This is a genomic window from Tepidibacillus fermentans, assembly GCF_004342885.1.
Classification (GTDB): domain Bacteria; phylum Bacillota; class Bacilli; order Tepidibacillales; family Tepidibacillaceae; genus Tepidibacillus; species Tepidibacillus fermentans.
In genome coordinates this window covers 70,786-93,657 of record NZ_SMAB01000001.1, presented here as the reverse complement: position 1 = coordinate 93,657, position 22,872 = coordinate 70,786, and the positions used below count along the sequence as shown (strand labels likewise).

Here is a 22,872-nt window from a genome sequence, read left to right as displayed (position 1 = left end):
ATGAAAACTATGATCTTCATAAAAATATAGTAACTTGTTTTTTACGGGGGGATTATCATATGGTGGCAACAAGACAAGATGCATGGACTGAAGATGAAGACCTTCTCTTAGCGGAAGTAATTTTACGCCATATTCGGGAAGGTAGTACACAATTAAAAGCATTTGAAGAGATAGGACAGAAATTAAATCGTACTCCTGCTGCTTGTGGTTTTCGTTGGAATAGTCTAATTCGTAAAAAATATGAAGCAGCGATCCAGATTGCTAAGGCACAACGGCAAAAAAGAAAAAATTATCAGCCTATCAAAGAAACTGTTGATCTAGAAATGAGTGAAGAGTTCACACAAGAAACATCTGCTAAACAGGAAATAGATTCTGAACTATCGTATGATAGTGTGATTCGTTTCTTAAGAAAACAGAAGTTATTTGTTCAAGATGTAGGAAAAAAATATAGAACGTTAGAGAAAGACTTGGAAGAAAAGAATAGAGAGTTAGAACAGCTGAAACAAGAGAATAAAGAGTTAAAAGAGAAAGTGAAATATTTGGAATCTGATTATCAAGTTGTGAATGAAGATTATAAAGCTCTTATTCAGATTATTGATCGAGCTCGAAAAATGGCATTTTTACCACAAGATGATGGTTCTAAGCCTGTTTTTAAAATGGATTTCAATGGAAATCTCGAGCGGATTGATTAGTAAGAAAAGTAGATAAGTAAAAGGGAGATGATCACACTACATCTCCCTTGTTTTATTTCTTATTCTTTTTCCATCTCAGGATGCCATAGGTATGGATTTTCTCCACGATCTCTTTGAGAGTCATATCTAGCAGGTTTGAATCCCATTTTTAGCCAGAATTGATCGGAGGCATTTCTCGCATTGGTTTTAATTGGATAACCAAGGCTCATCGCATATTTTACTAATGCGGTCCCATAACCTTTTCCTCGGTAATCAGGTAATACCTCTAGTTTAAATAATTCGTAATGATTCTGAGGGGGAAAGAAATACTGGTCATATTTCTTACTAATCGAATATAAACTCATTCGAGCAACCAATTTATCCCCCTCATAGATTCCAAAAAATGGTGAGTTCGCATCATCTTCAATTAAATTGGCCTCTAAATCTTCTAACATAGCCAATTCTTCTAAACCATATTCCCGAAATTTTCGGAATTCCTCCATGGTTTTATAATTTATTTTGAGTGGTACAACCTGAGATATTGAGATTGACATGATTGACTCCACCTTTCTATAATTTTTAAGAATTGAATTAAATTTTTAGCAATTTTTTACGATAACTAAAATGTTTTATTATTAGAAAATTCTTTATTTTTCTATATTATACTACAAATATGTAACGATAGGTATAATTTAATTTAAAATTTTAAAAATTTTAAATCATTTCTATGTATTATTAAATGAAAAATCATTTTTGGAGAGGGTAGGAATGAAGATTGCGATTATAGGAGCTGGCTCCCTAGGGTTATTATTTGCTTCTCGATTTATCATCCATTCAGATGAAAATATTTATCTCATCACAAAAACGGAAGAACAAAAACGCCTCATTCAAAAAGAGAAGCTTTATTTGCAAGAGATAGATGGGACAAATTATTCATTAAACGTAAAAGTGTATTCTCAGTTCGACCATGGACAAACAGTTGATTGGATTTTTCTCACGGTAAAACAAACCAATATTGCAGGAATTGAAACAACCATCAAGAAATGGTCAGACAAACATACGAAAGTCATTTGTTTTCAAAATGGAATGGGTCATTTTGAATATTTAAAACAGAAGATATCAAATCCCGTTTACTTGGCAGTCACAACAGAAGGAGCGTTACGAAAAGCTGGGAATCATATTCGTCATACGGGGAAAGGTGAGATCTGGCTGGGTAGGTTAGAAGAACAAACTGATGGTTCGATCGAAGATTTGTTATCTTTATTAGACCAAGCAGGATTTCGTGCTTTCTATTCCGAAAAGATTAAAGAGAAGATTTGGCATAAGCTTGTCATCAATGCAGTGATTAATCCGTTGACCGCACTGTTTGAGGTAAAAAATGGGGAATTAATCGAAGATCCGTATTTAAAAACACTTTCGAATCAATTACTAAGTGAAATTATAAGAGTTCTAAGAAAAGCAGAAGTTCCGATTGACGAAAATATAGCGAATGCGATTGAACAAGTGTGTATCCAGACAAAAGATAATGAATCATCCATGCTGCAAGATTTACGAAGGGGACAAATGACGGAAATTGATAGTATCCTAAAACCAATCATTGATTTAGGAATACGGAATCATTTGACGACTACATTATTAGAAAGTATTCGCTTAATGGTTCATGCAAAAGAAAACCAGTTGGCCAAAAGGAAGTGGTGAGAGTGGGATTTATCATTCAAACGTATGCTTTAATTGCAACGGTTCCATTTATCTCTTTTTTCCTGATTTATTATTTGCTCCTATTCACAGGGAGAAAGAATAGAACAGCGAAAGAATTTGCGATTCATTTCACAACACTTCTATTGATTAGTGCCGTAAGTGCGGAAATCAATTATATCTTTCAGACTAAATTTGGATTTCTTTGGAGCTTGCTGTGGGTCTTACTGATCTTGATCATCATCAGCTATCTTCAACAAAAAATGCGAGGGGTATTAAATTATAAGAAAGTGATGACTTCTACTTCAAAGCTATCGTTTCTCTCACTTAGCTTCTTTTATTTGTTATTTTTCTTAATAGGACTTTTTCAAAGATAAAAGAATCGTTTGTTATAAAAGAATCTTTTGTCGCAAATGATTCGAGATACGGTATAATTAATATGCAATGGTTTTCAATCTTTTAGTAGTAATGTTTACGGTACAAAGGAGGGGACTGGGAATATGATAGGAATCACAAAACTTCTAACGAATTCTAGGAATTATGGGGACAAGTTACGTTATAGTGAAGGGGCAAGAGGACGTATTCATGGCACCCATTTAAACCATGGTCCTGTTGTCGTTTGGAATGTGACAAGGACTTGTAATCTAAACTGTATTCATTGTTATTCCAATTCAGAGAATAAAAAATATGAGAATGAATTAACCTCAGAAGAAGCAATGAAAATGATCGATGAACTAGCTGAGTTTTCGGTGCCTGTTCTATTACTTTCTGGAGGGGAGCCTCTCATTCGGCCTGACATTCTTGATTTGGCAGAATATGCAATCCAAAAAGGGATTCGGGTCACTTTTTCGACTAATGGTACTTTAATCGATAAAGAGACAGCGAAGCGAATCAAAGAGATTGGTGTCGGTTATGTGGGGATTTCTTTTGACGGAATCGATGAAAAACATGATGAGTTTCGTAGAACCAAAGGGTCATTTAAAAAAGCTTTACAAGGATTACGCAATTTGGTTGAAGTGAATCAACGGGTTGGCCTTCGTTTTACGATCAATAAACATAACTATCTTCAATTGCATCAAATTTTTGATTTCATTGAGAAAGAAAATATCAACCGGGCCTGTTTCTATCATCTTGGTTATTCTGGTAGAGGAAGCCAAATGATGAAAGATGATTTAACTCATGAAGAAACAAGGGATGCAGTAGATATTATTGTAGAAAGAACACTAGATTTTCATCGTCGAGGATTGGATAAGGAGATTCTGACTGTCGATAACCATGCTGACGGCGTTTATCTTTATCTAAAAATGAAGGATCAAAATCCAGATCAAGCGGCTTATATTTTAGAAATGCTACAAAGAAACGGTGGAAATCGTTCAGGTATTGCCATTGCCAATATTGACTGGAAAGGCGATGTTCATGCAGATCAATTTACTATGAATCATACGTTTGGTAACGTTCGTGATACACACTTTGGGGATATCTGGACAAAGGCTGAACATCCCATCTTACAAGGATTAAAAAATCGAAAACCCTTATTAAAAGGAAGATGTGCGTCTTGTCAATGGTTAGAGATATGTAATGGGAACTTCCGTTCACGTGCAGAAGCGGCGACGGGAGATTTTTGGGAATCAGACCCAGCTTGTTATTTAACCGATGAAGAAATCGGCTTGAAATAGGGGGGAGAAGTACACATGGGTCATCCAATACATGGGGGTATAGGAGAACACACTCGGAAGGAATATGTTCCACGGCTTGTTTTTTGGGAATTGACAGAGGGTTGTAATTTAAAATGTGTTCATTGTCGTGCCACTGCAAAGCCGAACCGGAATCAGGAAGAGCTAACTACTGAAGAAGCATACCGTGTCATTGATGAGATTGCTTCGTTTGCAGACCCGATTCTTGTCTTAACAGGTGGGGAGCCATTGTATCGACCTGACTTTTTCGAAATTGCTACTTATGCGATTCACAAAGGGCTGAAAGTAGCACTGGCAACAAATGGGACATTGATTGATCAAACGATTGCAAAAAGAATAAAGGAAATTGGGATTAGACGGGTATCCATTAGTATAGATGGGGCAAATAAAAATACACATGATGGATTCCGAGGAATCGATGGTGCGTTCGATCGGGCACTACAAGGAGCGAAATACTTACAAGACGCAGGAGTCGATGTCCAATTTAACACCACAATTAGTAAACATAACGTAGGGGAGATTGAGGATATTCTTAGACTTGCTGTTGAGAAGGAAGCGGTTGCGTTACATTTATTCATGCTTGTGCCGGTTGGATGTGGAATTCAAATTGCGGATAATGAAATGTTACCAGCTGAACAATATGAAGAGGTGCTCGGGTGGTTCTATGAACAATCACGTGAAGTTCCTTTAGAAATGAAAGCCACTTGTGCACCACATTATTATCGAATTATTCGTCAGAAAGCAAAAGAACGGGGAGAACGCATTACATTTCAAACACACGGAATGGCAGCTATGACGAAAGGATGTCTTGCAGGGACAGGCGTTTTCTTTATCTCTCATAAAGGAAAAGTACAACCCTGTGGCTATCTTCCAGTTGAAGCGGGAGATGTGAAGCAACAAAAGGTTGAGGATATATGGAATGAGTCTCCTGTTTTCCTCCGGTTACGGGATCAATCGCAATTAGAAGGAAAATGTGGGGTATGTGAATTTCAAAACGTCTGTATGGGATGTCGAGCCAGAGCGTTTTATGAAACGGGAAATTACATGGCGGCAGAACCATATTGTATCTATGAACCAAAAATGGTTCGTTAGAGTCTAGCTTATCGCTAGGCTCTTTTTACCGTATCGCACTTGTGTTGGATTTCCTTTCTAGGTATTTTGACTTATCTATAGGTAAAAAGATTTTTTTTAGAAAAAATCCTGTATGTTAGCAGGATTTTTTTTTTGATTTGCAGAATATGGATAGTCGAGTGGTGAATAGTGGAGGAAAGTGGTTTAAAATGGAGAAGAAGTGGGGTGACTTGGCATGTTTATGGGTGAATTTCAACATAATATTGATAATAAGGGCCGAGTCATTATTCCTGCCAAATTTCGTGAAGAATTAGGAAACACATTCGTCATCACAAGAGGTTTGGATCAATCATTATTCGTTTATCCACAATCAGAGTGGAAACAAGTAGAACAAAAATTAAAATCATTACCCTTTACCAAAGCTGATGCTAGGAAGTTTACCCGCTTTTTCTTCTCTGGAGCGATTGAATGCGAATTAGATAAACAAGGAAGAGTGATGATTCCTGCTAACTTGCGCGAATATGCAGAATTAGAAAAAGAATGTGTATTTATTGGTGTTTCCAATCGAGTTGAAATTTGGAGTAAGAAACTCTGGGATTCATACTATGAGGAATCGGAAGAATCATTCAATGAAATTGCAGAAAAAATCGTGGATTTTGACTTATAACAGTGGAGGTTACACATCATGTTTAAACATACCACAGTTTTATTACATGAAGCAGTTGCTAGCCTAAATATCAGAGGAGACGGAATTTATGTGGATTGTACGTTAGGTGGAGGAGGACATTCAGAACGAATCGCATCCATGTTAGACGAGGGTGGTCACCTCTTTAGTCTAGATCAAGATGATCATGCGATTGAATCTGCCAAAGAACGGCTAAAACCCTATAAAAATCGTATCACGTTAATTAAAACCAATTTTCGATACCTAAAAGAGGTTTTACTCGATCAGGGAATCGAGCAAGTGGATGGTGTGCTTTTTGATTTAGGAGTATCTTCCCCACAGTTAGATGAAGGAGAAAGAGGGTTTAGCTATCAACATGATGCTCCATTGGATATGAGGATGGATCAGAGTCAAGAATTAACAGCAGAGATGGTTGTAAACGAGTGGTCAGAACAAGAACTCGCACAAATGATATACCAATATGGGGAAGAAAAATTTTCCCGGCAGATCGCCAAAAAAATTGTAGAACATCGTAGTAAAAAAAGGATCGAAACAACGGGTGAGCTAGTCGATATCATTAAAGAAGCAATTCCAGCACCAGCTAGAAGAACAGGACCTCATCCGGCAAAAAGAACTTTTCAGGCCATTCGGATTGCGGTTAATGATGAGTTGAACGTATTTGAGAAGGCAATTCATGATGCAATTGACATACTAAAACCAACGGGTAGGGTAAGTGTCATTACCTTTCATTCATTAGAAGACCGAATTTGCAAACAAGTATTTACGGAGTATGCACAGGGATGTGTTTGTCCACCAGATTTTCCGATTTGTACCTGTGGGCAAACTCCGAGAGTAAAAATCGTAACCAAAAAACCAATCGTTCCAAGTGAGCATGAATTAAGGAACAACCCTAGGGCACGTTCAGCAAAATTAAGAATCGCGGAGAAACTTTAGGAGGTATGTGTCATGGTATCTTATACAAATGGAAATCTAGCATACCAAGCACGTGAAAAAGAAACAGTACAGAAAAAGACCGTTACAAAAGTAAAGAAATCAACAATGCCCATTAGGGAAAAATTATTCTATCTTGTAATGGTATTATTAGTTGTCGTAGTTGCTAGTGTGATCATTTCCAATTATGCGCAAATCGTAGAATATAATTATTTGATTCAAAAACAGGAACAAGCCATAAAAGCAATCCAACTTGAAAATGAAAGCCTTCAACTGAAAATTGCCAATTTAAGCTCACCAGAACGGATATTGTCGATTGCCCAAAAAAAGTTGGGAATGAAGTTAAACGAAGAACAAATTGTCATGTTGTCCAATCAATTACACAACCGTCAACAATAAAGAGTAGAGGTGCGTTTATCTATGAAAAAGAACATCAATAAACGTTCACTCTGGATTGGTCTTGGTGTAATAATCCTTTTTCTGGTTTTAATTGGTCGTATTTTTTATATTCAAGTGGTTGATGCAAAAATGCTGCAAGAAAAAGCGCAAAATTTATGGGATCAATCCACGGTCTTAGAGCCAAAAAGGGGAACAATCTACGACCGAAATAATGAACCATTAGCATACAATGCTTCAGCATACTCTGTAATCGCCGTGCTATCCAAAAATTATGAGAATCATGTTGTTGATCCACTGACTACGGCACAAAAATTAGCACCGCTTCTTAATATGGATCAAAGTACATTATACTCAATGTTAACGAAGAAAGTTTTTCAAGTCGAATTGAAAAATGGTGGAAAAAAGGTTGATAAAGATACAGCCGATAAAATAAAGGAATTGAATTTGCCCGGAATTTTTTTACGTGAAGAAGCGAAAAGATATTATCCAAATCATTCTCTAGCCGCCTATACGTTAGGATTTGTGAATTATAAGCAAGATGAAAAAACGAATAATGAGCAACAGTTCGGTGCAATGGGAATTGAATTACAATATGACAAAGAATTACGTGGAGAACCTGGAGAATTAAAGGTGAAACGAGACCCAAAAGGATACCAATTACCTGATGGGCAAGAATTATTCAAACCAGCGAAAGATGGGAATGAACTGGTATTAACGATTGATAAAACCATTCAACAGTATGTAGAGAATGCTTTAGATAAAGCAGATGCGATGTACCACCCGAAAAAGATGATCGCAATTGTTGCGAACCCGAAAACAGGGGAAATCTTAGCCATGTCAAATCGGCCTGATTATGATCCGAATGAGTATTGGGAGATACAGGATTACCGGAACTATGCAACCAGTTACCAATTTGAACCTGGTTCTACGTTTAAAATTGTAACGTTAGCGGCAGCAATTCAGGAAGGAGTCTTCAATCCAAATGAAACATATCAGTCGGGATCGATTCGTGTCCCAGGGGCAGTTATAAAAGACCATAACAATGGACGTGGATGGGGCAGGATCTCTTTCTTAGAAGGTGTTCAACGTTCTAGTAACGTCGCTTTTGTTCATTTAGGGTATGAGCGTTTAGGAAAAGAAAAACTTTTCTCTTATATTCGAGATTTTGGGTTTGACCAAAAAACAGGAATCGATTTACCAGGTGAATCGAATGGAATTATGAAAGATGAAGCGGAAGCTAGGCCGAGTGAAGTAGCTACGATGTCTTTTGGCCAAGGGGTAGCAGTTACACCAATTCAACAAGTGATGGCCGTTTCGGCAGTAGCAAATGGTGGGCATTTAATGACACCTTATATCGTCAAGGAAATACGAGATCCAAAGACACACCAAATCATTAGTAAAAATGAACCTATCGAGAAAAGAAGAGTAATTTCTGAAGAAGCTGCTCGTAAAACAAGAGAAGTTTTAGAGAAAGTCGTCCAATTTGATAATCGTCCAGGATATATCGAAGGATATCATGTTGCAGGTAAAACGGGAACAGCACAAATACCGAATCCAAATGGAAAGGGTTATTTAAAAGGGAAATATATTGTTTCTTTTATTGGCTTTGCCCCAGCCAACGATCCAAAACTACTAACCTATGTTGTTGTAGAAGAGCCGAACGTAGGAAATACGCCTTACTTTGGTAGTACAATTGCTGCACCGATCTTTAAAGATATTATGCAAAATAGTCTTCGTTATCTAAAAGTACCAATGGATACCGAAGTGCAGTCAAATGTTGACGAGTCAAGTTATATCAGACTCGATAATGTTCTTAATCAATCGGTTTCTACCGTAGAGAAGCAGTTCAGAGTGAAAGGAATGAATCCCATTGTTATTGGTGGAGGGAAAACGGTATTAGCTCAATATCCGAAGCCAGGAAGTCAATTAGCAAAAGGTGAACGTATTTATTTAATTACTGTTCCCAAAGAGGAGATACGAATACCTGACCTTAGAGGAAAATCTCTTCGTGAAGCGATGGAGTATTGTACGGCATTAGGTATTTCTTTTAAACCAGTAGGCAGTGGTTTTGTAATCGAACAAAGTGAAACACCTAACACACCTTATACTGGTCAAATTTTAGAATTAAAGTTAAGTGATCAGGGAATTGATAACAACCCATCAGAAAAAGAGAATTCTCAAAGTTCTACAGCAAAATCAAATAGAAACGAGTGAAAACGGTTCGATGATGGTCTGAATATTTTTCAAACTGAACTTGTGTTAGATTACGCATTGGCTTGTTCTATCTTTATCATCACTTGAATATGATTAAAAGGAGTGATGGATAATCAAAGGGGGACAAATCGTGCGAAGAGTATCTCAAGTCACTGTTCGGAAAAGAATCTGGCTATCTTTCGTGATCGGGAGTTTTCTCTTTGTTTCACTCATTGGACGGCTTGGTTATGTTCAATTAGCAAAAGGACAATGGTTAGCGGATAAAGCAGAAGATTTATGGAGTCGGGATATTCCAGTTGAAGCCAAACGTGGTAAAATTTTTACTCGTGATGGTGAAGTATTAGCTTATAATGTTAGCGCTCCATCTGTCATGGCCATACCCGTTCAGATCAAGGATCCGAATTATACGGCAAAAGAGTTGGCGAATATCCTTGGAATGAATCAAGAAAAAATTTATAAATTAATTACGCAAAGAGAATTAATTGTTCGAGTCGCTCGGAAAATCCCTGAGGAAAAAGCGGTTCAAATCGAAAAATTAAAATTACCAGGGATTGCAATAACTGAAGAGAGCAAACGTTATTATCCTGAGAAAGATTTGGCCTCTCATGTTTTGGGTTTTGTCGGTATTGATAATCAAGGCTTGGCGGGTATTGAAGTCGTCTATGATGATTTACTAAAAGGAAAGAATGGAGCGATTTCCTTCTATGCTGATGCAAAAGGAAGGGAGATGCCTAATCAAAGTCAACGCTTCACTCCGCCAAAAAACGGTTATGATCTTGTGTTAACCATTGATAAAAATATACAATCCTATATCGAACGGGAATTAGACCAAGCTGTAGTGACCTATAATCCAGACCATGCAATCGCGATTGCGATGGACCCCAATACAGGGGAAATCTTGGGAATGGCTAGCAGGCCTAATTATGACCCGAGCCGGTTTAAAGAATATCCATCGGAAGTCTATAATCGCAATCTACCGATTTGGATGGCTTACGAACCAGGATCCACGTTTAAGATTATAACGTTGGCTGCATCATTACAGGAAAAAACGATTAACCTAGACGATCATTTTTTTGATCCGGGTTATATTAAAGTGGCGGATTCAACATTGCATTGCTGGAAAGATGGAGGTCATGGTTCGGAAACATTCTTACAAGTTGTTGAAAACTCATGCAACCCCGGTTTTGTTGTAATGGGACAAAAATTGGGTGGAGATAAACTTTATTCTTATATCAAAAATTTTGGTTTTGGTGAAAAGACAGGAATCGACCTTTATGGAGAACAAAAGGGTATTTTATTTAATCAAAAATCGATGTTAAATTCAGTGAATCTAGCAACAACATCGTTTGGTCAAGGGGTTTCGGTTACGCCGATTCAGCAAGTTGCAGCGGTAGCAGCTGCAATTAATGGTGGAAAATTATTAACGCCGCATTTGTTAAAAGAAGTACGTGATCCTGAAACTGGTGATGTACTAAAAACGATTCAACCACAGATAAAAAGACAAGTGATTTCTCCTGAAACATCGAAACAAGTTAGACAAACGTTAGAAAGTGTGGTTTCGAATGGAACGGGTCGAAATGCTTATATAGATGGCTATCGTATTGGTGGGAAGACGGGTACTGCTCAAAAAGTAGGACCTAATGGCGGATATTTAGATAACAATTATATTGTTTCCTTCATTGGTTTCGCACCCGCAGATAAACCTGAAGTGGTGATTTATGTAGCGATTGATAATCCGAAAGGAACCGTTCAGTTTGGTGGAACTGTTGCCGCACCGATTGTCAAAAATATTATTGATTCTACTTTGCAATACTTAGAAATACCAAAAAGAAAAGATCAGTTAGAGAAAAAATATCGTTACGGTATTGATATACCTTATGTAGAAGTACCCAATTTAATTGGTCAGACAAAAAATGATATCATTCAAAGCCTTTATACGAATTTCACTTTAGAAGTTGAAGGAACGGGTAATGTGGTACTTCAACAGATTCCAAAACCAGGAACTCGGGTCGAAAAAGGTTCTACTTTACGAATATATATGGGTGACAATCCGAAAAAAGGGGATTAAAATAGATTTGATATGATTGCCAGGGAAAATGGTTGCCTGGCTTTTCTGTTGGGTCTTATTGTTCCTGTTTTTGTCAATAATGAGAATAAGAATAACTGGAGGTTCGCCGGATGAAATTAAGCCAATTAATTGAGCCATTACTTACTGCAAAAACCATCGGAAATCTCGATATAGAAATAAATGGAATCGAAGTCGATTCACGGAAAGTTCAACCTGGGAGTGTATTTCTATGCTTACCTGGTTTCACTGCGGATGGTCACGATTTTGCGCCAAAGGCAATTGAAAACGGGGCAGTTGCACTGATCTGTGAACGTGAGTTATCAATCTCTGTTCCCCAAGTCATTGTAAAAGACAGCCGTTTTGCAATGGCGTTTTTGGCTGATCGCTTTTATGGTCATCCATCCCAGCAATTGAAAGTGATTGGTGTTACAGGAACAAATGGAAAAACAACAACGACCCATTTGATTGACAAAATTTTAACCGATCAAGGTAATACTACCGGTTTGATTGGAACGATTAAAATGAAGATCGGAAATGAGATATTTGATGTGAAAAATACCACACCAGATGCTCTTGAATTACAACGATCTTTGGCAAAGATGGTTGAGATCGGTTCGGATTATGCGGTGATGGAAGTCTCTTCCCATGCCCTAGATATGGGTAGAGTTCGTGGTGTCAAATATCATGTTGGGGTATTTACGAATCTGACCCAAGATCATTTAGACTATCATGTTACCATGGAGCAGTATCGCCATGCAAAGGGGCTTTTATTCTCTCAATTAGGGAATGTCTATTCTAACGAAGTATGTGAAAACCAATATGCCGTACTAAATGTGGATGATGAGGCCACTGAATATTATCGTAGAATTACATCTGCCCAAGTGATTACATATGGAATCGACCGTGATGCAGATGTTAAAGCAACAAACATCAAGATCTCCGCATACGGAAACGAATTTACGGTAGAAACATTTAAAGGTTCGATCGATCTCCAGTTAAAACTCGTTGGTAAATTCAACGTATACAATGCCTTAGCTGCGATTACCGTAGCATTGATTGAAGGCATAACTCTTGAATCGATTAAAAAAAGTTTAGAAGAAATTGACGGGATAGACGGCCGATTTGAACCTGTTGCATTGGGCCAAGACTTCGCCGTTTTAGTAGATTATGCTCACACTCCTGATAGTTTGGAAAATGTACTGAAGACCGTAAAAGAATTTGCAAAGGGTAAAATTTATTGTGTATTTGGAGCAGGTGGGGATCGAGATAAGACGAAGCGTCCATTAATGGGGAAAATTGCAGTTCAATATAGTGACGTGGCCGTTGTCACTTCTGATAATCCACGAACGGAGGATCCAGATCAAATCATCGAAGATATTTTAGCGGGAATACGTGAGATGAACACGGGAGCAGACAAATATGTTGCGATTGTCGATCGGAAAAAAGCGATTGAATACGCAATTCAAAAAGCAGAAAAGAATGATGTCATTGTAATCGCGGGAAAAGGACACGAAACATACCAAATTCTACATGACAAAGTCATTCATTTTGATGATCGGGAGATTGCAAGGGAAGCGATAAGGGGAAAACAACAATGAAATTGAAATTAAGAGAAGTCATTCAAGCAATATCTGGTACTGTAGTGCCAGCGCGAGTATCGGATGAGAGTATATACGGAATTAGCACAGATTCAAGAAAAATAGGGCAAGGAGAACTTTTCATTCCTCTAGTTGGGGAACAGTATGATGGTCATGACTATATCATAAATGTGATACAAAAAGGTGCGGTTGCCTCTTTGTGGAATCGTTCAAAATCGATCCCAGAAGGGATTACAATTCCACTTATTCTAGTGGAAGATACGTTAAAGGCGTTACAAGAATTAGCACGGTATTATCGAAACAAAGTGAATCCGAAAGTCGTTGGTGTAACGGGAAGCAACGGGAAGACCACGACGAAAGATTTAATTGCCTCTGTTTTATCGACCCATTATCGAGTACACAAAACAAAGGGGAATTATAATAATCATATTGGTGTTCCTCTTACTCTACTTAATATGCCAGAAGATACAGAAGTTGCCGTAATTGAGATGGGGATGAATAATCGCGGTGAAATCGAGATACTAACCCAGATTGCTTATCCTGATCTTGCAGTAATTACCAATATTGGCGAGTCCCATCTTGAATTTCTAAAAACCAGAGAAAATATCGCAGCAGCAAAATTAGAGATTACAAAAGGTTTAAAAGAAAATGGTATACTGATTCTAAATGGAGATGAACCACTTTTACGAACAGCAATGGAAAAACTAGATTCATCTTATCATGTGATTTGGGTAGGAAGTGAAACCGGAAATGATCGGTTTCCAATCGAGATCAGACAAAATTTAAATGATGTTCAATTTCGACATTCGTCTGGAGAAGAATATTCACTTCCTTTACTTGGGGTTCATAATGTGATCAATGGACTCATGGCGATTGAGGTCGGGATTCAACTCGGTGTTCCTCTTTCCAAAATTAAAGAAGGTTTAAAACATCCTGATTTAACCAGTATGCGCTTAGAAAAAACGATCACGAAAAACGGAAGTACATTAATTAATGATGCTTATAACGCAAGCCCTACTTCGATGAGAGCAAGCCTTCAGATACTTACAACTTTTCGCCAATACCAAAAAAGAATTGCCATATTAGGGGATATGTTTGAACTTGGAGAACAAGCAGAGTATTATCATCAAGAGATTGGCCAATTATGTGCTTCCTTAAAGCTTGATTTATTAGTGACTACAGGGCAATTAGGCAGATTGATTGCAAGTAGCGCAATCGAGCATGGAATGGAAAAGAGGCATGTATACCATTTTGAGAATGTCGATGAAATAGCTCCCTTTATCAATCAGCATTCTGATCCAGATTCAATTATTCTTGTTAAAGCTTCAAGGGGCATGCATCTAGAACGAGTGGTCCAGCAACTTCTTTCCTAAATCGCCTATTTATCTTCCAATCATTGGATTAGTTATTTTCTGAGGAAACAGAAGGAGAAGAGAACAATGGAACTTCGGATTATTATTTATACGATCATTGCGTCACTTTTAATATCGACTCTCCTTGGTCCTTTATTTATTCCCGTATTAAGAAGATTGAAGGCAGGACAGTCTATTCGTGAAGAAGGTCCAAAATCCCATCAAGCCAAATCTGGGACACCAACGATGGGTGGGATCATCATTTATTTAGCACTTATTTTTACTGTATTGAAATTCGCTCCACATACCACGAATCTCTACTTGTTATTATTTGTGACATTGGGGTTTGGTTTTCTAGGATTCTTAGATGACTTTATCAAAATCATCAAACGAAGGAACTTAGGGTTAACCGCCAGACAAAAATTGTTTGGCCAATTATTTATTGGAGTTGTGCTATACTATTTTTTGCAAAAACAAGGATTTGACACAGCACTTTATATTCCTGGACTATCTTGGGGAATTGATTTAAAATGGCTTTATTTTCCTTTTTTAATCTTTATGACCGTCGGGTCTTCCAACGCAGTCAATTTAACGGATGGAGTCGATGGATTGTTGGCAGGAAGTAGCGCGATTTCTTTCGGTGCTTTTTCGATCATTGCTTTAAGTAACTCTCAATTTGAAGTCGCCATTTTCGGTGCAGCCATGGTTGGCGCTGTGCTGGGATTTTTAATTTTTAATGCACATCCAGCGAAGGTCTTTATGGGAGACACCGGTTCGTTAGGAATTGGTGGTGCATTAGCGACCATGGCCATTCTGACCAAAACCGAACTATTACTGGTTATTATCGGTGGGGTATATGTGATAGAGACCTTATCGGTTATTATTCAAGTCATATCATTCCAAACCCGAGGAAAACGAGTCTTTCGCATGAGCCCAATTCATCATCATTTTGAACTTTCTGGTTGGACTGAATGGAAAGTTGTGATGGTCTTTTGGTTAGTGGGATTCATTTTTGCTGGCATTGGAGTTTATCTAGAGGTGTTGAGATAATGAATTTTAGAGATAAACAAATCATTGTTTTGGGATTAGCAAAGAGTGGGACAGCTGTTGCAAAGATATTACAAAAACTTGGAGCAAAGGTCATTGTAAATGACGCAAAGCCAGAGGAACAATGTAAGGGAAAAAATGAATTAGAGAGCTTAGGTATCAAGGTCATCTGTGGTTCTCACCCAGATGACTTAATTTCGTATGAAACTGATCTCGTCATTAAGAATCCAGGAATCCCATATCATATACCTCCAATTCAAACGGCGTTATCCTTACAGATCCCAGTGATTACAGAGGTAGAGGTGGCTTATCAACTATCAAAGGCTCCATTTATCGGGATTACCGGATCAAATGGGAAGACAACAACAACAACATTAATTGGTGAGATTATCGAACAAGCAGGATTAAATCCGATCGTTGCAGGCAATATTGGAACTGTCGTTAGTGAACAAGCATTTTTAGCCAATGAGAACCAAGTTCTTGTTACAGAACTTAGTTCGTTTCAACTAAAAGGTACTCAGTCATTTCGTCCAAAGATCGGGGTAATTATCAATATTTATCCTGCACATTTGGATTATCATAAATCAATGGAGGATTATATCTTATCAAAAGCCAAGCTGTTCCAGAATCAAACTCCTGAGGATTATGCTGTTTTGAATGTAGATTGTGAAGAATGTGTAAAATTGATTCCGTCGATAAAAAGTCAAATTTTCCAATTCTCAAAGAAATACGAAGTAGAGAGAGGAACTTATGTATCGAAAGGAATCATTTATTGGAAAGATCAAGAAAGAACAGAGTCTATACTTCCTGTATCTGAACTTTCCTTAAAAGGGGAACATAATGTAGAAAATGTGTTAGCTGCCATAACAGCAACTAGACTTTATGGTGTTGATGTAGAAATCATTCGGGAAGTTTTACGAGATTTTAAAGGTGTGGAACACCGATTAGAATTTGTTCGAACCACTCCCAATCAGGTAACATATTATAACGATTCCAAAGCAACCAATCCAACGGCAACGATTACAGCACTAAAATCATTTCCCCAAAAAGTGATTCTCATTGCAGGTGGTCTTGATCGTGGTATTGATTTTCATGAATTGATTGAACCCTTTGAACAACATGTCAAAGAATTGATCACCTTTGGCCAAACCGCCGAAAAACTTTCAAAGGTTGCCAAACTCGCAGGATTAGATCGCATTTACACCGTCGATAATGTAGATAGTGCAGTGGAATTAGCCGCTCGCACAGCCATTTCGGGTGATGTCGTTTTATTATCTCCGGCATGCGCAAGTTGGGATATGTTCTCCTCTTTTGAAGAACGAGGACGAATGTTTAAGGAAGCTGTGCATAAAATTTAGAGAGGCTGATACAAGCTGTACTACACACGATGGGGGTTTTATCAATGACAAAATCAAGATCAAATCCTGATTGGTGGATTATCCTTTCCACGATCTTGCTACTTGGAATCGGTATTGTGATGGTTTATAGTGCTAGTGCCGTATTGGCTTATCGTGAAGTTGGGGATTGGTATTTTTATGTGAAACGTCAAATTCTTTTTGCACTGTTAGGAATTGCAGCTTTATATGTCACGATAAATATTGATTATTGGGTATGGAAACAGTGGGCAAAAGTAGCACTGATGGTCAGCTTTGCCTTACTGATTTTAGTATTAATTCCTGGTGTTGGTTTAACAAGAGGTGGAGCAACCAGTTGGCTAGGTGTTGGTGCTTTTAGTATTCAGCCTTCCGAATTCACGAAACTAGGTATGATTATCTTTCTAGCGAAGTTCTTATCTGAACGACAAAATAAAATCATCTATTTCACCAAAGGGCTTTTGCCTCCCTTGGGAATTATTGGAGCTGCTTTTGCTTTAATCATGTTACAACCGGATTTAGGAACGGGTACTGTTTTAGTGGGAACATCGATTTTAATGATGTATGTTTCTGGTATGAGAATCAAACATCTCGTTGGTTTAGGATTAGTTGGAGTCGTGGGTTTTGCCGGGTTAATTGCTGCTGCTCCCTATCGGATGAAACGGATTTGGGCATTCTTAGATCCTTGGTCTGATCCGCTTGGTACTGGTTATCAGCTTATTCAATCCTTATATGCAATCGGACCGGGTGGATTATTAGGATTAGGCCTTGGGATGAGTCGGCAAAAACATCTCTATGTACCTGAGCCACAAACTGATTTTATCTTTGCGATTCTCTCAGAAGAACTGGGATTTATTGGAGGAGCTACGGTATTAATTCTGTTCCTCATTCTGTTTTGGCGGGGATTACGAGTAGCAATCACGGCTCCTGATCTATTTGGAAGTTTTCTTGCGACTGGTATTATTGGGATGGTTGCTATTCAAGTAATTATCAATATTGGTGTCGTCATCGGAATGTTTCCTGTTACTGGTATTACACTTCCATTATTAAGTTATGGTGGTTCTTCACTCACCTTAACCTTAACTGCAATTGGAATTTTACTAAATATTTCGCGATTTTCGCGTTAAATGTGGTGATGAGAAATGAAGGTTGTTTTATCTGGCGGAGGAACAGGAGGTCATATTTATCCAGCATTAGCAATGGCGAAGGAGATCAAAAAGCAGGTTCCTAACGCAGAATTTTTATATATTGGTTCAAAAAAAGGATTAGAAAAAGGGATCGTCGAAAAAGCAGGATTTTCTTTTGTTGAGATTGAGATTACTGGTTTTAAACGAAAACTATCTTTTGATAATGTCAAAACAATTTTACGTTTTTTAAAAGGTGTTCAAACATCAAAAAAATATCTCAGGGAGTTTCAACCTGATATTGTAATCGGAACTGGTGGCTATGTTTGTGGACCAGTTCTTTATGCTGCTAGTAAGGAAAAAATTCCAACCATCATTCATGAACAAAATGTAATACCAGGTCTAACAAATCAATTTCTTTCTCGTTTTGTTGATGTAGTAGCGATTAGCTTTGAAGGGGCAAGACCGTATTTTTCTAATGCGAAGAGAATTGAGTTGACAGGTAACCCTCGTGCAACTGAAGTTGTAAATGCGAATCCAATGAATGGATTTCAAGCATTGGGAATTTCGCCAAGTAAGAGAATTATTCTCTTTGTTGGTGGTAGTCGCGGTGCAAAAGCGATCAATGAAAGTTTTTTGGAAGTTTTACCTTCATTAACACAATATGAAGATTACCATTTTGTTTATGTAACAGGTGAAGTTCATTATGAAAATATTCAAAAAGAAATCAAAAACAGAGGGATTGATTTGAATCAATACTCCAATGTCTCGATTTTTCCATTTTTATATAACATGCCGGAAATTTTAGCTGCGACGAGTTTAATCGTTAGTCGTGCTGGTGCCTCAACATTAGCTGAGATTACGGCTTTGGGAGTCCCAGCCATATTAATCCCATCTCCTTATGTAACAAACAACCATCAAGAGAAAAACGCGAAGTGGTTAGAAGAACAAGGGGCAGCCAAAATGATTCGTGAAAAAGAATTAAATGGACAACTCCTTTTAGAAACCATTTTAGAGATGATGAACGAGCAAAATCGGGAAAAAGTGGTTCACGCGTCTAAAATGATTGGACAACCCGATGCTGCGGGTAGAATGGTGTCGATCATGAAGACATTATTGCATACAAAAAATTAGGCCGCTGTCACAAATTCGGTAAAAAGACATAATATATCGTATGACCCAGTGATATTTAGGGGGATAGTGTTTTATGAATTGGATTAACAGACTAAAACAAGCCAATGTCGGAGAAATATTTGAAAATGAACCCTTATCCAAACATACTTCGTGGAAAATAGGCGGAGTTGCCGATGGGTTCATTATTCCAAAAAATCGAGAAAAGTTAGTGGAAACCATTCTGATTTTAACTGAAGAGCAAATTCCATGGAAAGTGATAGGAAAAGGGTCAAATTTGCTTGTTCGCGATCGTGGTTATCGGGGAGCGATTCTTCATCTAGATTCTGCAGACTTCGAACAGATTGAATTTAATGAACATCATGTTTTAGTAGGTGCCAATGTTTCTATCATCCGTCTAGCAAATCTGGCGGCTAAAAAAAGCTTAACGGGCTTTGAGTTCGCAGGCGGTATTCCAGGAAAGATTGGTGGGGCGGTCTATATGAATGCTGGTGCCCATGGATCTGATATCTCAAAGATACTCGTTGAAGCAGAGATTCTTTTAGAAAACGGAAGAATTGTAAAATGGTCTAATCAAGAATTTGATTTTGCTTATCGAACATCGCGTTTACAGAAAGAAAAAGGAATTCTTTTATCTGTTCTTTTTCAATTGAAGCTTGGTGACCGAAAAGAAATTATTGAACAAATGGTACGATTTAAAGAACGTCGAACAAAGACACAACCATACCACCTACCTTGTGCTGGAAGTGTATTTCGTAATCCAGAGGGTGATTATGCTGCACGTTTAATCGAAGAACTTGGTTTAAAAGGTTATCAAATTGGTGGTGCGCAGATCTCTATGATGCATGCAAATTTTATTGTGAATGTAGGTCAAGCTACGGCGAATGATGTCCTCTCCTTAATTCAAACCGTTCAGGATAAAGTTTGGGAAGCTTATAAGATTAGGCTAAAACCTGAAGTGGAAGTGATTGGTGAGGGATAAATCGGAGGTGAAACTTTGGAAAGTTTTATCATCGAAGGTGGAAGACCTCTTTCAGGAAACATAAAAATACAAGGGGCGAAAAATGCTGCACTTCCGATTCTTGCAGCATCCCTTTTAGCTGAGGGGATACATCAAATCGATGACATTCCTCAACTATTAGATATTGATGTCATGGTTCAAATCCTAGCCAAACTAGGAGTGAATGTAAACCAAGAACAACATACGATTTCTTTAGATACTCGTTCAATAATATCAACAGAAGTACCTGAAGAATTGATGTCGCAAATGAGATCATCGATCTTTCTGATGGGACCTTTGCTGGCACGCTTTCATGAAGTTACCGTTTTCCGACCGGGTGGGTGTGCCATTGGTGAACGAAAAATAGACCTACATCTAAAAGGGTTAGAAGCATTAGGTGCAAAGATTGAGGAGTTAGAGAATCGGATTGTTTGTCGTACAGATCGATTACAAGGGGCCACGATTGTTCTCGATTATCCAAGTGTTGGGGCAACGGAGAACATTATGATGGCTGCTACTAGAGCGAAAGGGATAACAAAGATTATCCACGCTGCAAAAGAACCGGAGATAGTTGATTTACAGAATTTCCTGAATATGATGGGGGCAAGGGTCTCTGGGGCAGGAACTGAAGTGATTACCATTGAAGGTGTGGACCGACTTCATTCTGTACCCTATTACCAAATCATTCCTGATCGAATTGCTGCAGCTACATTTATGGCTGCTGTCGGAATGACTGGAGGGAAAATTGCCTTAAAGAATGTAATTCCGGCCCATTTATCAAAAGTAATTGAATATCTTCAATATGTTGGTATTGAATTTGAAAACGACAATGATAAAATGATTGTAACAAGAGAAAACCGTCGACTTAAAGCAGTAAAAAGAATTTTGACATCCCCCTATCCTGGTTTTCCAACGGATATGCAAGCTCAATTTATGGCTTTGTTGTCATTAGCGGATGGGGTGAGTATGATTGAAGAAACTGTCTTTGATTCCCGATATAAGCATGTCAAACAATTAATTTCAATGGGAGCAAAAATTGAAATAGAAGGTCGAGCAGCCATCATACAAGGAACAGATCGTTTATTCGGTACAGAAGTGAGAGCTTCTGATCTAAGGGCTGGTGCCGCATTAGTTCTTGCAGGTATGGCTGCTGAAGGGAAAACGACGGTTCGAGATATCTATCATATTGATCGTGGTTATGAGAATCTAGAAGCAATTTTACAATCTTTGGGTGCAAATATAGAGAGAATAAAGACTTTTTAGCGGCATATTTCATGCCGCTTTTTACGCGATAACCGTTAAGTACAAAGGATAAGGATGATGAAGTTGAGTTCGGTACAAACGATTCCTCCATACCGAAAGAAAATAGTGAAGCCAAAGCGAAGTCGAAGAGTTTTGAACCTTATATTATTTTTCTTTTTTGTTTTAGCTATTATTGCTTTTTTTAACTCATCCATTAGTAGAATTACAGATATACAAATTCAAGGGAATCATTTTCTTACGGAAAAAGAAATCTATGATCAAGGGAATCTTCGGTTGAATATGCAGTATTTCTTTTTAATCCCTTCATCCTTAGAAGAAAAACTAGCAAAATTGCAGGAAATAAAAAAAGTTGAGATTCAAAAAGTGTTTCCTAGTAAGTTAAAGATTTCAATCGTAGAGTATCAACCGATTGCTTTTTTGCAGCAAAAAAACAATGAATGGTTACCTATCTTAGAAAATGGTTATCTCGTTCCAAAACCGATGAATGGTCAGTTTATGAATGGACCCTTAATCACAGAATGGAAGGATCAACGATTACTTTCGAAATTGGCGGATCAATTAAAAAAAATTCAACCCGTTATTCTAGATCAGATTTCTGAAATCCGTCAAAATGGACAAGTTGATGATCCTTCCCAACTTTTACTGATTATGAATGAGGGGTATAAAGTCCATGTATCCCTTGAAAAACTAGCAAACAATTTGAATCTTTACCCAAGTATTATTGAAAATGTGAAAGAAAAAACGACAAAACTAGGCGATATTTATATGCTTGAATCCATTCGTTTTGAGGAATTTAAAGACAGTGGTGATCATTCATGAAAGTGAGTAAGTTACACCTCTATTTAAGCATTGTTCTATTATTTTTAGGCTTTTTAGTAGGATTTCAGTATCAGTTGACAAATAAACGAACAATGACTGATATAGCTTATTCTTGGAATAAAGAACAACAAATCCAGGAAAAACTAATCCGTCAAAAAGAAGAGAATAAAAAATTGGAAGAGCAAATTCGAGAAGTAGAAGATCAGATCCATAGTATCGAACAAAAGGCTCAAGCAAACCAAGATGAAGCAACTAAGATCCATGAAACGCTCGATTATAGTCGGATGTTGGCTGGTCTCATGGATGTGGAAGGACCAGGTCTTATTGTTACGTTGAATGATAGCAAAAAAGCAAAAGAGATGTCTGGTGATGTATCTAGTTATATCGTTCATGAACAGGATTTACGCAGAGTGGTGAATGAATTATTTGCCTCAGGTGCAGAGGCTATTAGTGTCAACGGAGAGCGAATGATTAGTACGAGTACCATTAAATGTGTGGGACCAACGATTCTCGTGAATTCAATTAAGAAAGCACCTCCATTTGAAATCAAAGCGATCGGCGACCCTGATACACTATTAAAAGGCTTAGAGTTACCAGGTGGGGTATTAGATACATTGCGGATCTGGGAAATTCAAATCACAACCCAAAAAGTGGACAAAGTTGTTATCCCACGTTATATGGGAACAATTGAAACAAATAAATTGTCCTTATTACACACATCTCAGGCAGAGGAATGAT

General features: G+C 37.8%; 21 protein-coding genes. 20 read left to right on the top strand and 1 reads right to left on the bottom strand.

All coding sequences use genetic code 11. The features are described 5' to 3' along the window. Positions 1-59 precede the first annotated feature (59 nt). Positions 60-692 carry an RsfA family transcriptional regulator gene (locus tag EDD72_RS00455; RefSeq protein WP_132766668.1) on the top strand — a complete coding sequence of 211 codons (633 nt, stop codon included), beginning with the start codon at positions 60-62 and terminating at the stop codon, positions 690-692. Positions 693-751: 59 nt separating this feature from the next. Here the strand turns inward: EDD72_RS00455 and EDD72_RS00450 are convergent, their stop codons facing one another. Then, positions 752-1,225, bottom strand: a complete 474-nt coding sequence (locus EDD72_RS00450) for an N-acetyltransferase (protein WP_424565516.1) — start codon at positions 1,223-1,225, stop codon at positions 752-754. Between the two features lie 214 nt (positions 1,226-1,439). Here EDD72_RS00450 and EDD72_RS00445 point away from each other — a divergent pair, with 214 nt between their 5' ends. The 19 genes from EDD72_RS00445 (at position 1,440) to EDD72_RS00355 (ending at position 22,871) form a co-directional block, all read left to right on the top strand. Beyond that, positions 1,440-2,369 (top strand): ketopantoate reductase family protein, encoded by a 930-nt coding sequence (locus tag EDD72_RS00445; protein WP_132766667.1) that lies wholly within the window; start codon positions 1,440-1,442, stop codon positions 2,367-2,369. A gap of 2 nt (positions 2,370-2,371) precedes the next feature. Continuing rightward, a complete protein-coding gene (locus EDD72_RS00440) occupies positions 2,372-2,743 on the top strand; it encodes a DUF3397 family protein (RefSeq protein WP_165894856.1) in 372 nt (123 codons plus the stop codon). 123 nt (positions 2,744-2,866) lie between these two features. Beyond that, positions 2,867-4,042, top strand: coding sequence for a putative heme d1 biosynthesis radical SAM protein NirJ1 (gene nirJ1, locus EDD72_RS00435; RefSeq protein ID WP_132766665.1), 1,176 nt, complete (start codon positions 2,867-2,869; stop codon positions 4,040-4,042). Positions 4,043-4,057: 15 nt separating this feature from the next. Continuing rightward, complete coding sequence (locus tag EDD72_RS00430; RefSeq protein ID WP_132766664.1) at positions 4,058-5,152, top strand: radical SAM/SPASM domain-containing protein; 1,095 nt, start codon at positions 4,058-4,060, stop codon at positions 5,150-5,152. A 214-nt stretch (positions 5,153-5,366) separates the two neighbouring features. Beyond that, a complete protein-coding gene (gene mraZ, locus EDD72_RS00425) occupies positions 5,367-5,798 on the top strand; it encodes a division/cell wall cluster transcriptional repressor MraZ (RefSeq protein ID WP_132766663.1) in 432 nt (143 codons plus the stop codon). Positions 5,799-5,816: 18 nt separating this feature from the next. Beyond that, complete coding sequence (rsmH, locus tag EDD72_RS00420) at positions 5,817-6,749, top strand: 16S rRNA (cytosine(1402)-N(4))-methyltransferase RsmH (protein ID WP_132766662.1); 933 nt, start codon at positions 5,817-5,819, stop codon at positions 6,747-6,749. Between the two features lie 12 nt (positions 6,750-6,761). After that, positions 6,762-7,145 (top strand): cell division protein FtsL, encoded by a 384-nt coding sequence (ftsL, locus tag EDD72_RS00415; RefSeq protein ID WP_132766661.1) that lies wholly within the window; start codon positions 6,762-6,764, stop codon positions 7,143-7,145. A 21-nt stretch (positions 7,146-7,166) separates the two neighbouring features. Continuing rightward, positions 7,167-9,359, top strand: coding sequence for a penicillin-binding protein (locus tag EDD72_RS00410; protein WP_132766660.1), 2,193 nt, complete (start codon positions 7,167-7,169; stop codon positions 9,357-9,359). Between the two features lie 130 nt (positions 9,360-9,489). After that, entirely contained in the window at positions 9,490-11,427 is a 1,938-nt protein-coding gene (locus EDD72_RS00405; RefSeq protein WP_132766659.1) for a stage V sporulation protein D, read from the top strand. A 110-nt stretch (positions 11,428-11,537) separates the two neighbouring features. Further along, positions 11,538-13,025 (top strand): UDP-N-acetylmuramoyl-L-alanyl-D-glutamate--2,6-diaminopimelate ligase, encoded by a 1,488-nt coding sequence (locus tag EDD72_RS00400; RefSeq protein WP_132766658.1) that lies wholly within the window; start codon positions 11,538-11,540, stop codon positions 13,023-13,025. Next, a complete protein-coding gene (locus tag EDD72_RS00395) occupies positions 13,022-14,398 on the top strand; it encodes a UDP-N-acetylmuramoyl-tripeptide--D-alanyl-D-alanine ligase (protein WP_132766657.1) in 1,377 nt (458 codons plus the stop codon). Before EDD72_RS00400 ends, EDD72_RS00395 begins: the two co-directional genes overlap by 4 nt. A 66-nt stretch (positions 14,399-14,464) precedes the next feature. Further along, complete coding sequence (gene mraY, locus EDD72_RS00390) at positions 14,465-15,427, top strand: phospho-N-acetylmuramoyl-pentapeptide-transferase (RefSeq protein ID WP_132766656.1); 963 nt, start codon at positions 14,465-14,467, stop codon at positions 15,425-15,427. Then, the gene (gene murD, locus EDD72_RS00385; protein ID WP_132766655.1) at positions 15,427-16,782 is read left to right on the top strand and encodes a UDP-N-acetylmuramoyl-L-alanine--D-glutamate ligase; all 1,356 of its coding nucleotides are present in this window, start codon (positions 15,427-15,429) and stop codon (positions 16,780-16,782) included. Before mraY ends, murD begins: the two co-directional genes overlap by 1 nt. A 44-nt stretch (positions 16,783-16,826) precedes the next feature. Next, positions 16,827-17,924: a stage V sporulation protein E gene (gene spoVE, locus EDD72_RS00380; RefSeq protein ID WP_132766654.1), complete on the top strand. Its 1,098-nt coding sequence runs from the start codon at positions 16,827-16,829 to the stop codon at positions 17,922-17,924. Positions 17,925-17,939: 15 nt separating this feature from the next. Further along, positions 17,940-19,055 (top strand): undecaprenyldiphospho-muramoylpentapeptide beta-N-acetylglucosaminyltransferase, encoded by a 1,116-nt coding sequence (gene murG, locus EDD72_RS00375; RefSeq protein WP_132766653.1) that lies wholly within the window; start codon positions 17,940-17,942, stop codon positions 19,053-19,055. A 73-nt stretch (positions 19,056-19,128) separates the two neighbouring features. Beyond that, positions 19,129-20,034: a UDP-N-acetylmuramate dehydrogenase gene (gene murB / locus EDD72_RS00370; protein WP_132766652.1), complete on the top strand. Its 906-nt coding sequence runs from the start codon at positions 19,129-19,131 to the stop codon at positions 20,032-20,034. A gap of 15 nt (positions 20,035-20,049) precedes the next feature. After that, positions 20,050-21,315, top strand: coding sequence for a UDP-N-acetylglucosamine 1-carboxyvinyltransferase (murA, locus tag EDD72_RS00365; RefSeq protein WP_132766651.1), 1,266 nt, complete (start codon positions 20,050-20,052; stop codon positions 21,313-21,315). Between the two features lie 63 nt (positions 21,316-21,378). Beyond that, entirely contained in the window at positions 21,379-22,134 is a 756-nt protein-coding gene (locus EDD72_RS00360; protein ID WP_165894854.1) for a cell division protein FtsQ/DivIB, read from the top strand. Further along, positions 22,131-22,871, top strand: a complete 741-nt coding sequence (locus EDD72_RS00355) for a DUF881 domain-containing protein (protein ID WP_132766649.1) — start codon at positions 22,131-22,133, stop codon at positions 22,869-22,871. Before EDD72_RS00360 ends, EDD72_RS00355 begins: the two co-directional genes overlap by 4 nt. Position 22,872 lies beyond the last annotated feature (1 nt).

What these genes read in the sequence shown, in the direction of transcription:
- mraY (WP_132766656.1), top strand. Translation starts at nt 14,465, where the DNA reads ATGGAACTTCGGATTATTATTTATACGATCATTGCGTCACTTTTAATA.
- EDD72_RS00445 (WP_132766667.1), top strand. Translation starts at nt 1,440, where the DNA reads ATGAAGATTGCGATTATAGGAGCTGGCTCCCTAGGGTTATTATTTGCT.
- murG (WP_132766653.1), top strand. Translation starts at nt 17,940, where the DNA reads ATGAAGGTTGTTTTATCTGGCGGAGGAACAGGAGGTCATATTTATCCA.
- rsmH (WP_132766662.1), top strand. Translation starts at nt 5,817, where the DNA reads ATGTTTAAACATACCACAGTTTTATTACATGAAGCAGTTGCTAGCCTA.
- murB (WP_132766652.1), top strand. Translation starts at nt 19,129, where the DNA reads ATGAATTGGATTAACAGACTAAAACAAGCCAATGTCGGAGAAATATTT.
- EDD72_RS00395 (WP_132766657.1), top strand. Translation starts at nt 13,022, where the DNA reads ATGAAATTGAAATTAAGAGAAGTCATTCAAGCAATATCTGGTACTGTA.
- ftsL (WP_132766661.1), top strand. Translation starts at nt 6,762, where the DNA reads ATGGTATCTTATACAAATGGAAATCTAGCATACCAAGCACGTGAAAAA.
- EDD72_RS00400 (WP_132766658.1), top strand. Translation starts at nt 11,538, where the DNA reads ATGAAATTAAGCCAATTAATTGAGCCATTACTTACTGCAAAAACCATC.
- EDD72_RS00410 (WP_132766660.1), top strand. Translation starts at nt 7,167, where the DNA reads ATGAAAAAGAACATCAATAAACGTTCACTCTGGATTGGTCTTGGTGTA.
- EDD72_RS00355 (WP_132766649.1), top strand. Translation starts at nt 22,131, where the DNA reads ATGAAAGTGAGTAAGTTACACCTCTATTTAAGCATTGTTCTATTATTT.
- EDD72_RS00430 (WP_132766664.1), top strand. Translation starts at nt 4,058, where the DNA reads ATGGGTCATCCAATACATGGGGGTATAGGAGAACACACTCGGAAGGAA.
- mraZ (WP_132766663.1), top strand. Translation starts at nt 5,367, where the DNA reads ATGTTTATGGGTGAATTTCAACATAATATTGATAATAAGGGCCGAGTC.
- EDD72_RS00450 (WP_424565516.1), bottom strand. Translation starts at nt 1,225, where the DNA reads ATGTCAATCTCAATATCTCAGGTTGTACCACTCAAAATAAATTATAAA.
- nirJ1 (WP_132766665.1), top strand. Translation starts at nt 2,867, where the DNA reads ATGATAGGAATCACAAAACTTCTAACGAATTCTAGGAATTATGGGGAC.
- murD (WP_132766655.1), top strand. Translation starts at nt 15,427, where the DNA reads ATGAATTTTAGAGATAAACAAATCATTGTTTTGGGATTAGCAAAGAGT.
- EDD72_RS00455 (WP_132766668.1), top strand. Translation starts at nt 60, where the DNA reads ATGGTGGCAACAAGACAAGATGCATGGACTGAAGATGAAGACCTTCTC.
- spoVE (WP_132766654.1), top strand. Translation starts at nt 16,827, where the DNA reads ATGACAAAATCAAGATCAAATCCTGATTGGTGGATTATCCTTTCCACG.